Origin of the sequence: Micromonospora sp. CNB394 (assembly GCF_000374985.1) — a bacterium.
Classification (GTDB): Bacteria; Actinomycetota; Actinomycetes; order Mycobacteriales; family Micromonosporaceae; genus Micromonospora; species Micromonospora marina.
The window spans coordinates 373,611-384,451 of record NZ_KB895825.1 but is presented as its reverse complement, the minus strand read 5'-3'; the positions used below and the strand labels follow the sequence as shown (position 1 = coordinate 384,451).

General features: G+C 73.9%; 11 protein-coding genes and 1 pseudogene. 7 read left to right on the top strand and 5 right to left on the bottom strand.

The genetic code is table 11. From position 1 onward, the window contains the following. Positions 1 to 6: 6 nt before the first annotated feature. The gene (locus tag C569_RS0101610; RefSeq protein ID WP_018784076.1) at positions 7 to 1,716 is read right to left on the bottom strand and encodes an acetyl-CoA carboxylase carboxyl transferase subunit; all 1,710 of its coding nucleotides are present in this window, start codon (positions 1,714 to 1,716) and stop codon (positions 7 to 9) included. Next, positions 1,713 to 2,060 carry a TcmI family type II polyketide cyclase gene (locus tag C569_RS0101605; RefSeq protein ID WP_026267579.1) on the bottom strand — a complete coding sequence of 116 codons (348 nt, stop codon included), beginning with the start codon at positions 2,058 to 2,060 and terminating at the stop codon, positions 1,713 to 1,715. Before C569_RS0101605 ends, C569_RS0101610 begins: the two co-directional genes overlap by 4 nt. A gap of 427 nt (positions 2,061 to 2,487) precedes the next feature. On the opposite strand from C569_RS0101605, the gene C569_RS0101600 reads away from it, so the two are divergent. From C569_RS0101600 to C569_RS0101575, 7 genes and pseudogenes are all read left to right on the top strand, one after another. Next, positions 2,488 to 3,312 (top strand): BTAD domain-containing putative transcriptional regulator, encoded by an 825-nt coding sequence (locus C569_RS0101600; protein ID WP_018784074.1) that lies wholly within the window; start codon positions 2,488 to 2,490, stop codon positions 3,310 to 3,312. Between the two features lie 62 nt (positions 3,313 to 3,374). After that, entirely contained in the window at positions 3,375 to 3,722 is a 348-nt protein-coding gene (locus C569_RS0101595; RefSeq protein ID WP_026267578.1) for a TcmI family type II polyketide cyclase, read from the top strand. Between the two features lie 253 nt (positions 3,723 to 3,975). Further along, on the top strand, positions 3,976 to 4,956 hold the full coding sequence (locus C569_RS0101590) for a helix-hairpin-helix domain-containing protein (RefSeq protein WP_018784072.1): 981 nt from the start codon (positions 3,976 to 3,978) through the stop codon (positions 4,954 to 4,956). 33 nt (positions 4,957 to 4,989) lie between these two features. Then, a pseudogene (locus tag C569_RS34000) lies at positions 4,990 to 5,427 on the top strand (low temperature requirement protein A); the annotation flags it as partial. Between the two features lie 103 nt (positions 5,428 to 5,530). Then, positions 5,531 to 5,851, top strand: coding sequence for a low temperature requirement protein A (locus tag C569_RS33995; protein WP_018784071.1), 321 nt, complete (start codon positions 5,531 to 5,533; stop codon positions 5,849 to 5,851). A gap of 109 nt (positions 5,852 to 5,960) precedes the next feature. Then, the gene (locus C569_RS0101580) at positions 5,961 to 6,167 is read left to right on the top strand and encodes a hypothetical protein (protein WP_018784070.1); all 207 of its coding nucleotides are present in this window, start codon (positions 5,961 to 5,963) and stop codon (positions 6,165 to 6,167) included. A 176-nt stretch (positions 6,168 to 6,343) separates the two neighbouring features. Beyond that, positions 6,344 to 7,303, top strand: a complete 960-nt coding sequence (locus C569_RS0101575; protein ID WP_018784069.1) for a TIGR03557 family F420-dependent LLM class oxidoreductase — start codon at positions 6,344 to 6,346, stop codon at positions 7,301 to 7,303. Between the two features lie 44 nt (positions 7,304 to 7,347). On the opposite strand, the gene C569_RS0101570 is transcribed toward C569_RS0101575, so the two are convergent. From C569_RS0101570 to C569_RS0101560, 3 genes are all read right to left on the bottom strand, one after another. Beyond that, positions 7,348 to 9,444: a hypothetical protein gene (locus C569_RS0101570; protein ID WP_018784068.1), complete on the bottom strand. Its 2,097-nt coding sequence runs from the start codon at positions 9,442 to 9,444 to the stop codon at positions 7,348 to 7,350. A 63-nt stretch (positions 9,445 to 9,507) separates the two neighbouring features. Further along, positions 9,508 to 9,945: a hypothetical protein gene (locus tag C569_RS0101565; RefSeq protein ID WP_018784067.1), complete on the bottom strand. Its 438-nt coding sequence runs from the start codon at positions 9,943 to 9,945 to the stop codon at positions 9,508 to 9,510. 96 nt (positions 9,946 to 10,041) lie between these two features. After that, a complete protein-coding gene (locus C569_RS0101560; protein WP_018784066.1) occupies positions 10,042 to 10,812 on the bottom strand; it encodes a DUF5995 family protein in 771 nt (256 codons plus the stop codon). Positions 10,813 to 10,841 lie beyond the last annotated feature (29 nt).

The following is a 10,841-nucleotide window of genomic DNA, read 5'->3' as shown; positions in this document are numbered from 1 at the left end:
CGGCCATCACGCCACCTCCGCCCGGCCACCGGCCGGGGACGGGCCGGCGGAGCGGGCCGCACCGAAGCGGCGGAAGCGCTGCCGGCGGCGGCGGACCAGGGTGGCCGGGGGCACGGTGAGCAGCGGGGCGAGATTCGCCGCGACCGCCGCGCGCAGCAACTCGGCGGCGCCACCCGGATCGCTGTGGGCAGCCGGGCGCGGCTCCGGCACCAACTCGTCGACCACGCCGAGGCGGCACAGGTCGGCGCCGGTGAGCCGCAGCGCGCGGGCCGCCTGCGGAGCGGCCGAGCTGTCCGGCCAGAGGATCGCCGCGCAGCCCTCGGGGCTGATCACCGAGTAGACGGCGTGCTCCAGCATGAGCACCCGGTCGGCGACGGCGAGCGCGAGCGCGCCGCCGCTGCCGCCCTCCCCGGTGACCACCGCCACCACCGGCGTGGGCAGCACGGTGAGCGCGAGGATGTTCTCCGCGATCGCCGCCGCCTGACCCTGCTGCTCGGCGCTCACCCCCGGGTCCGCGCCGGGCGTGTCCACCAGCGTCACCACCGGCAGCCGCAGCCGCGCCGCGAGACGCATCAACCGCAGCGCCTTGCGGTGCCCGGCCGGACTGGCCATGCCGAAGTTGCGGGTCACCAGTTCGGCGGTCGTGTGTCCCTTCTGGTGACCGATCACCATCACCGGCCGTCCGTCGAGGCGGGCGATGCCGCCGACCACCGCCGGGCAGTCCGCGCCGAGCCGGTCGCCGTGCAGTTCGACGAACCCGTCGAACGCCGTCTCCAGATAGTCCAGTGTGGTCGGCCGGCCCGGGTGCCGCGCCGTGCGTACCGTCTCCCAGGGGTCGCGGTCCGGCCGCGCGGTCACGGTCGGCGCGGTGACCGGCGGGCGCGGGGCGGACGCGGTCTCCGGCGGGCGGCGGCCCGCCTCGGCGGCGGCGAGCAGCGCGGCGAGCCGGCCCCGCAACGCGTGCCGGGGCACCACCATGTCGACCTGCCCGTGCCGCAGCAGGTACTCCGCGGTCTGGAAGCCCTCCGGCAACGTGGCACCGGTGACCTGGCGGATCACCCGGGGCCCGGCGAAGCCCAGCCGGGCGCCGCTCTCGGCCAGCACCAGGTCGGTGTTGGTGGCGAAGGAGGCGGCCACCCCGCCGTACGTGGGGTCGGTGACCACGCTGACCGTGAGCAGGCCCGCCTCCCGCATCCCGGCGAGGGCCTGGCTGACGGTGGCCATCTGCATCAGCGACAGCGCGCCCTCCTGCATCCGCGCGCCACCGGACGCGGTCACCAGCACGAGCGGGATGCCGTCGGCGAGCGCCCGCTCGGCGGTCCGGGTGATCAGCTCACCGACCGCGCTGCCGAGGCTGCCGCCGAGGAAGCGGAAGTCCATCACGGCCAGCGCCACCGGGTGCCCGCCCAGCCGGGCGGTGCCGCAGAGCACCGCCTCGTCCAGGCCGGTCGCCGCGCGGGCCGCGCCGAGCCGGTGCGGGTACGGCAGCTCGTCGACGAACTCGATCGGGTCGACGCGTACCGCCCGGTCGGGCAGCGGGACGAAGGAGTCCGGGTCGGCCAGCTGCGCCACCCGGTCCGGCGCGTCGAGCCGGGCGTGCGACCCGCACTCGGGGCAGACGTCCAGGTTGCGGCGCAGCCGCTTGCGGTAGAGCAGCGACGCGCATCCGTCGCACCTCGACCAGAGCTGCTCGTCGCGCGGGGCGGTCGTGGTCACCGTGGCCGCCCGGCGGTGTCGTGGGCCGGCGCGTCGTAGCGATAGAAGCAGTGCGCCATCGCGTCGCGCGGCGATCGCCAGGTCGGCAGGTACGGCGAGATGTACGGCCGCAGCCGCTCGCTGATCCGGACGAACTCCGGATGCCCGCGGTTGTCCTCCACCGCGCCCTGCGCGGGCGTCTCCGTCTCCAGCAGATGGACGTAGAGATCGTACAGCCGGTACAGCGAGCGGTGCCGGACCCCGACCAGGCCGGGCAGCTCGGTCGCGTCGGACTCGGCGAAGATCTCGGCCACCCGGTCCTCGGCCGTCGGCACCACCTTGGCGACGATGAGCGAACGGTCCATTCGCGCCTCCTGCACGTCCCGGTGCGCGGCGAACCGGTCGCGCCGCACGGATCACCACACGGTCGCGCCGGTGGCGTCTACCGGGCGTCAACCGGGCCCCATTGCGCCACAAACATGGTGACGCTGCGTTGACGCAAGCTGTGCGTGAGCTATGGGAAGATCGCCTTCCGGTTTCCGGTGACGACACTTATTCGCAGATCACAGGCGTATTACCGAGCCCACTACGGACAGTCAAGTGACCGACCGCCTGTTGACTGAGAGTAACAGGTGTTGATATTCTCCGTCTCGGTCAGCCCGGCCACGGCGAAGCTTCCGGCCGTGGCGGAGGCGTTCCGACACCGGCGTCGCGGGCGGCGGTCCGGGCAACGCGAAACGTCGGGACGAGGGTTCCGGTGCTGGGGGGTGCGCCGTGTCGGGTGGATCGAGAATGCCGACGGCGGGCGAACCCGGCCCACGGGTGTCACTGCACCTGCTCGGCGGTTTCCAGCTGCTGCACGACGACACACCGGTGGTCGTACCCCGGGGGTTGCAGCGCGTCATCGCGTTGATCGGCCTGCGCCCGGCCGCGACCCGCAGCCACCTCGCCGGGCTGCTGTGGTCCGAGACGCCGGAGGAGCGGGCGCTGTCGTCGCTGCGGACCGCGCTGTGGCGGCTGCGGCAGGACCCGTGCTGCCCGCTGCGCACCGACGGTGACACCGTCCGGCTCGGACCGACCGTCCGCCTCGACGTGGACGACCTGGTGGAAACCGCGGCGCTGGTCCGCGAGGGCGCCGTCCCGCGCGGCGCCACCGGTGCCGGCCGGCACGACCTGCTCCCCGGCTGGTACGACGACTGGGTGCTGCTGGAACGCGAACGGCTGCGCCAGTTGCGCCTGCACATGCTGGAGGAACTCGCCGGCAACCACCTCGACGCCGGGCGGCACGGCGAGGCGCTGGAGGCGGCGCTGGAGGCGATGGCCGCCGAGCCGCTGCGGGAGACCCCGCACCGCCTGGTGGTCCGCATCCACCTGGCCGAGGGCAACGCGTTCGAGGCGGTCCACTCCTTCTACGTCTACCGGGATCTGCTCCTGCGCGAACTGCGCCTGGAACCGTCCCCGGCGATGACCGCGCTGCTCGACGACACCCTCGCGCCGATCCGCCGGGCCAGCCGGTCGGACCCGCCGCCGCGCCGCACGGACCGGACCGCCAAACCGGCGCCGCGCGCCCCCGCCGCGCCGTCGCCACCACCATCAATGCCCCGGAGTACGCGGTGACGGCGAGGTGACAGCGCGACCGGCACCGTGAGGCCAGCACCGCGGCGGCGAGAGGGGTCACGATGAGTCGACTGTTGGTGGTCAGCCGGATCGTGCCGGGCGCACAGGGGCGGGTGGCGCAGATCTTCGCCGAGTCCGACGCCACCGAACTGCCCCACCTCACCGGCGTCCGGCACCGGTCGCTGTACTACCTGCACGACCTGTGCGTCCATCTGATGGAGACCGTCGACGTCGCCCCCGGCCTGACCGCGGAACTGCGCGACAACCCGCTCTACGAGCAGGTGAACAAGCGGCTCTCCGCGCACACCTCCCCGTACCTGCCGACCTGGCACTCCCCCCGCGACGCCGTGGCCGGCTGCTTCTACAGCTGGGACGCCGCCGGCTCGCCTGCGCCCGACCGGATCCACTGACCGGCCACGGGCGACGGACGGGGCGCCCCGGAACCACGCACGGCACCCGGGTTCCGGGGCGTCTCCCCGCCCTGTCACGCCGCTCGACCCGGGTTTCCGGCACACGCTCGGTCATCCTCCGGGCACCGGCCGACACCGCCGGTCCCACCGCCGTGGTCCGGCCCCGGCCTGCCTGTCGTGCGCCGCGCGCGTGTGCGAAGCTGCCCCGAGTCTTTCGCCACCGTCGTGCACGTACATACAAGGAGGTTGGCCCATGCCGTCGAGCTTCGGGCAGTGGCTGTTCGTGATACTGGCCCTGCTCATCGGATTCGGTGCCGGCTGGGTGGTCGTCGGCCGCCGCCGGTCCGGCGCCCCGGCGACGCCCACGGTGGAGACCGCACCCGAGGTGACCGCCACCGTCGACGCGCCGCGCCCGGTCGCGGTGGTCGACGAGCCCGCGGCGGCCGCCACGGTCGCCGAGCAGCCCGCACCCACCGAGGCCACGACCGCCGAGCCGGCCGTCGCCACCGCCGCCCGTACCGCCGACGAGCCGGCGGCGTCGCCCACCGTCTCCGAGCCGGTGTCGTCCCCCGCCGAGCCGGTTGCGGCGCCGGTGGCCGAGGCCGAGCCGGCCGCCGTGGACCGTCCGGTGGACGAGCCGGTGCCGGCCGCCGCGTCGGTCGGTGCGGACGAGCCCGCCGGCACCCCGGCCTCCACCGACACGGACGAGCCGGCCGCTTCTCCGGCGCTCGTCGTCGAGTCGGAACCCTTCGCGGCGGAGCCGGAGCGCGCCCCCGTCGCCGTCCCGGCGCAGTCGACGCCCGCCGACGAGCCGGAGGCGCCGGCGACGGCGTCGTCTGCTGATTCGGCGGCCGCGGATGCGGCTGCTGTGGAGGCGGCGCCCTCGCCGGTCGAGGCCGCCGAGCCGGTCGAGCCCGTAGCCGCCGAGCCGGCCGTCGTGCCCGCGCCGCGGGCCTCGGTCGAGAACGACGCGGCTGCGGATGCGGCCGGGGACACGCCGGACGACTTCCGGCGGATCCAGGGCATCGGGCCGAAGATGGCCGCCGCGCTCCAGGACGCCGGTATCCGAACCTACCGGCAGCTCGCCGAGCTGGACGAGGCCGCGCTGCGGCAGACCGTGAAGGCCGCCGGCCTGCGCGCCGCACCCGGGCTGGCCACCTGGCCGCAGCAGGCCAAGGTGCTGGCGGGTGCCCCCGCCGACGCCGACCGGGCGCTCCCGGCCAGCACCGAGTAGACATTCCGCCACATTCCCGGGCCGGTGGTGACGATGGTCGCCACCGGCCCGGCGCCCTTCCCCACCCCGTCACCCCCGCCCGGGTCGGTATGGCGGAAAAGTGACCGCGCGCGGGCGAGCATGACTACGATGTTCGGCGCGCTGCTGATGACCACCGCCATCCCGGAGGCGTTCGGCTCCCGGGGGCTGGTGTTCGCCGGCACGTACGTGGCGATCCATCTCGGACGCGGGGTGTTCCTGATGCCCACCGTGCGCCGGGACGTGCAGACGAACCGCCGGGCCGTGCGCATCTTCGTCTGGTTCGCCCTGTCGGCGGTGCCCTGGCTGGTCGGCGCGCTGGCCGCGCACGGCACCGCCCGGTTGTGGTTCTGGGCCGGTGCCCTGGCCATCGACTATCTGGGGTTCCGGCTGGCGTACCCGGTGCCCGGGCTGGGCGCGGTGCCCGACGCTCAGCGCCGGGTCACCGCCGAGCATCTGTCCGAGCGGTACCAGCAGTTCTTCATCATCGCGCTCGGCGACGCCGTGCTGGTTTCTCGACACCGCCCCGTACACCCATCTGCTGATGGTAGCCGGGGTGGTGACCACCGCGGCGGGTTTCGACCTGGTCCTGCTGGAGCCGGCCGGCCACACGCCGCCGGCCTGGCTGGCGGTGATCCTCGGCGGGCCGGCGTTGTTCCTGGTCGGCCGGGGCGCCTTCGAGTACGAGGTGTTCAGCCGGGTGTCGACGTCGCGGCCCGGCGGGGTGCTGGCGCTGCTCACGATCGCCCCGGCCGGGTTGTTCCTCGCGCCGGTCTACGTCTGCGCCGGGGCGATGCTGGTGCTGGGCGGGGTGGCGTGCGCCGACTATCGCCGCAGCCGCGGCCGTCCGCCGGAGGAGCCGGTGCCACCGCACTGACGTAATCGGAATCGGCCGTGCCGGCACCGCTGCGCCGTTTGGCGGATCACCCGCACGGGGTACATGGCCTCCACCTCGAAATCCACCACGACCCCAGTGGAGGCAACTGATGCGCGGCACCTCGATAGTCGGCGTCCTGGTCGTCATCTGGCTCATCATCGGCGCCATCGCCGCCGGTCAGCGCGGCTACTACGGCAACGACGACACCAACTGCGCGGAGGCGGGCACGATCCTGGTCACCATCGTGGCCGGCCCGCTGAACTACATCGGCGCCAACCCGAAGGTGGACTGCAAGCTCCCCGAACCGTCGAAGTAGGCGTCCGCTCCCGTACCTCCGGCCCGCGCCCGCCCGGCGAGCGCGGGCCGTTCCGTGTCCGCGGTGCGGACCGCCACCACCCCTACGGCATCCTAGGAGGCTGGGTTTCGCGGAGTTTGCCCGCCGCAGCGGTGGGAACGGCAGCGGTTCGCCGACGACGGAACGGAGAACCGGGCATGCGGATCGGCTACAAGCTCGCCTCGGAGGCGTTCGGGCCCCAGGAACTCATCCGGCAGGCGGTCCGGGCCGAGGAGGCCGGGTTCGACTTCGTCGAGATGAGCGACCACTACCATCCCTGGCTGGAGGTGCAGGGCCACTCCTGCTTCACCTGGAGCGCGCTCGGCGCGATCGCCGCCCGCACCACCACCCTCGGCCTCGCCACCGGCGTCACCTGCCCGTCGGTCCGCTACCACCCGGCGATCGTCGCGCAGGCCGCCGCCACCATGGCGCTGATCTCCGACGGGCGGTTCACGCTCGGGGTGGGCGCCGGCGAGCGGCTCAACGAGCACGTCGTCGGGCAGGGGTTCCCCAGCGTCCGGGGGCGGCACGAGCGGCTGCGCGAGGCGTTGGAGATCATCCGGCTGCTCTGGCAGGGCGGCTACCGCTCCTACGACGGCCGGCACCTGCAGCTGGAGGACGCCCGGGTCTGGGACCTGCCCGAACAGCCGCCGGTGATCGCCGTGGCGGCGAGCGGCCGGCAATCGGCCGGTCTCGCCGCCGAGCTGGGCACCGGCCTGTTCGCCACCGAACCGAAGGCGTCGATCGTCGACCAGTACCGCAACGCCGGCGGCCAGGGCCCGTGCTACGCCGAGGTGCCGATGGCCTGGGCCACCGACGAGGAGGCGGCGGTACGCGCGGCCCGGGAGACCAGCCGCTGGGCGGTCACCGGCTGGAAGGTGATGAGCGAACTGCCGAACCCGGTGAACTTCGACGCCGCCACCGCCTGGGTCGAGGACCACCACATCCGGCAGCAGTTCTCCGTCGGCCCGGACGCCGCGCCGCACGTGGAAAAGGCCCGGACGTACGTCGAGGCGGGCTTCGACCACATCGTGCTCCAGAACGCCGGACCGGACCCGGACGGCTTCCTGGACTTCTGCGCCCGCGACCTGCTCGCCCGCGTCCGCGCGCTCGGTTAGCGTCCGCGCGCTCGGTTAGTCGCGCTGCCCGGCCGGACCCGCGCTCAGCCGCCCACGTGGATGCCGGGGCGGCGGGTCGGGTCCGGCTCGGACTTGCGGATGATCTCCCGCACCACGGGCGGGGTGTCGCCCCGGCCGAGGATGAGGTAGCGCAGCAGGTGCGCGATCGGGTTCCCCTCCGACCACTCGAAGTGGCAGTGCGGGCGCACGCCCGTCGCGTCGCGCAACGCCAGCAGGATCGCGGCAATCGCGTTCGGCGCGGCCGAGCTGCTCGCGCGCAGGATCCGGTGGCCGCCGGACTCCGTCCCGCGCACCCGCAGCACCTGGCTGAACTGGGACGGGTCACTCACGTCGATCTCCAGGAACAGCACGTCGGCGGCGCCCGGCACCGGGTTCATCGACCGTTGCGCTCGTTCCTTGACCCGGTACTCCTTGACCGACCCGCGCTGCCGTTTGTTGGCGATCAGGTGTAGCCGCCCGTCCCGGGCGACCGATTCGTCGACGAAGCGGCGGGCCGCCTCGTCGAACTCGATCCGCTCGGCGCGAAGCTCGGTGGTCCGGGTGACGCGGGAGATCAGCGACACCGCGATGATCCCGGCGATGAAGAACCCGGAGATGGTGATGCCGTCCGGCTTCGCCACCACGTTCTCCACCAGCGCGTACAGCAGCACGGCGGTGAGGAGCGCGAACCCGGCCGCGGCGGCGCGGCTGCGGGCACGCAGCGCCGCGATGGTCACCGCTATCGCGCCCGAGACCATCATGGCGAGGATGCCGGTGGCGTACGCCCCGGCCTGGGCGTTCACGTCGGCGGAGAAGGCGATCGTGATGGCGATGCTGATCGCGGTGTAGACCAGCACCACCGGGCGCACCGCCCGCCCCCACTCCGGCGCCATGCCGTACGACGGCAGGTAGCGGGGCACGATGTTGATCAGCCCGGCCATCGCCGACGCGCCCGCGAACCAGAGGATCAGGATGCTGCTGATGTCGTAGACGGTGCCGAACACCTCGCCCAGGTGCTCGTGGGCGAGGAACGCCAGCGCCCGGCCGTCCGCCGGGCCGCCGGGGTCGAACGCCTCGGGCGGGATCAGCAGCGTGGTGACGAACGTGGTCGCGATCAGGTAGACCGACATGATCAATGCGGCGGCGGTGAGCAGCCGGCGGGTGTTGCGGATCCGGGCGTCCAGCCGCCGTTGCGCGTCCTCGCCCTCGCCGCGCACCAGCGGCATCATGCTCACCCCGGTCTCGAACCCGGACAGGCCGAGCACCAGGAGCGGGAACGCGAGCACGCTCGTGGCCAGGACGTCGCCGGCGCCGCCGGTGTCGGCCAGCCGGCCGGTCCAGTCGCCGAGCAGACCCGGGTCGGCGGCGACCTCGGCCACGCCGGCGGCCACCACCACCGCGTTCAGCGCCAGGAACGCCGCCACCAGCGGGATGGCGACCTGCACGGCCTCGCTGAACCCGAGCAGGAACACGCCGCCGAGCACGAGCAGCAGCGCCACGGTGACCAGCACCGCCGCCGTGTCGCCGTGCGGGAACGACGCGGGCAGGACCGGGTTCTCCAGCAGGTGCACGCTGGCGTCGGCGGCGGAGAGCGTGATCGTGATGATCCACGAGGTGGCGACGAAGCCGAGCAGCACCAGCACGAAGACCTTGCCGCGCCAGAACGGCAGCAGCCGCTCCAGCATGGCCACCGACCCCTGCCCGTGCGGGCTCTCCCGGGCCACCCGGCGGTACATCGGCAGCATCCCGAGCAGCGTCAGCGCCACGATCAGCAGCGTGGCCAGCGGGCTGAGCGCGCCCGCCGCCACGGCGGCGATGCCGGGCAGGTAGGACAGCGTGGAGAAGTAGTCGACGCCGGTCAGGCACATCACCTGCCACCACGGGTGGGACCGGGTCTGGTGCTCGCGGACCTCCGGGCCGACCGGCTCGACCCGGTGCGCGAACAACCACCGGTGCAGCCGGCCCGCCGGCGGCCTCGGCCGCGCCGGCGCCGCCACCCGTTCCGGCAGCTCCGGCACGGCTCGGCCGGACCGCTCGGCGTGATCGCCGTGCCGGCCGGCCCGGGCCGCCGCGGCCGCGTGCGCCTCCCGGCGCCGCTCCCGCGTGCGCCTGGGCTGTTCCGGCCCGCCCGCCTGCCCCATCTGCTCCCCTTCGTCCCTATGAAGACGGTAGGGGTTGTCCCCGCCCCGACCCGGCCGAACCGGTCAAAGATCCGGTCCGCGGGCCAGCGCGTCGCGCACCGCCGCCGGGTCGGCCACCGTCACGGTGACCGCCGGGTGCCGCGGCCGGGGGCCGGGGGCCAGCGCCGGCACCGGATCGGCGAAACGCAGGCAGAGGCCGCCGGCCACGCTGGTGCCGAAGGTCACCCCGCCGTCGGCCGCCGACAGGTGCGGGCCGATCGCCCGCCACCAGCGGTACGGCCCGCTCAGCTCGGCCCCGGTCACGTTGCCCGGGGTGGTACGCAGCAGCCACGGCCCGAACCGGACGACGAGCGCGTCCGGGCCCCAGCCGAGCCAGGCCGTGGCGGGCCGCACCCCGAGCAGCGCCAGCGGCAGCCGGAACGCCGGGTCGAAGCGGAACGGGAAGCGGCGGACCGGGCCCGGCGGGAGCGCTCCGGGGCCGGCCGGTTCGTCTGGCGGCACGACGGCGACGTACCCGGTGCGGCGGGCTCGACACCCGTGGGCGGCGTTCCCGCGTCCCGCGCCCGGACGGCGGGACGCGGGAACCCCCCGTCCCGGCTACTGCAGGAACGCCCCGAGGGGCGACAACAGCAGCCGGCCGAGCAGCGCGGCGTTGTCGTCCAACCGCGTCCGCTCACACTCACGGGCGTCCGGGTCGTGCCGGCAGCGCCAGATCTTCTGCGCGTTGCGCCAGGCCACGTTCCGGGTGTACTCCACCAGTTCGCCCTGGTACCAGTCGTCGATGTCGCCGTTCACCATGTCGATCATGAGCTGCCAGTTGTCCAGATAGCCACGGCGCAGCTCCGGGATCCGCTCGGCGAAGATCTTGTTGATCTCCAGGTAGTCGCGGTGCTGGTCGCTGCCGTCGATCGGCTCGGACTCCAGGCTGTCGAACGTGGTCACCAGCGCGAACGGCAGGTCGTAGTTGATGTGCGCGTTGACGCCCGCGGCGGCCGACGGCAACGGCCGGGCGTCCGGGCCGCGCATCCGCTTGAACAGGCACGACCACGCCTTCGGGGTGCTCGGGCTGGAGTCGGTCCAGAACCGCAGCGCCTCGAAGTAGCGGGCCGCGAACTCCACGTCCAGCCGCGCCAGGAAGGCCGGGTCGCAGAACCGGTCGTCGTACAGGCCGTCGAGCACCGTGCTGGTGATGACCAGGTAGAGCTTGTTGAAGTCGGCGAGCGGGCAGCTCTGCTCCAGCGGCGGCAGCCGGACCAGCAGGTCCTGCAACTTCGTCAGATGGTCCACGACCGCCGGCACGTCGGCGGGATGGTCGGCGAGCAGGCCGACGATGTCCTGGTGCACAGGACCCCAGACCGGTTCGGTCATCTCTCCTCCACAACGGCCGGCGCCCCCCA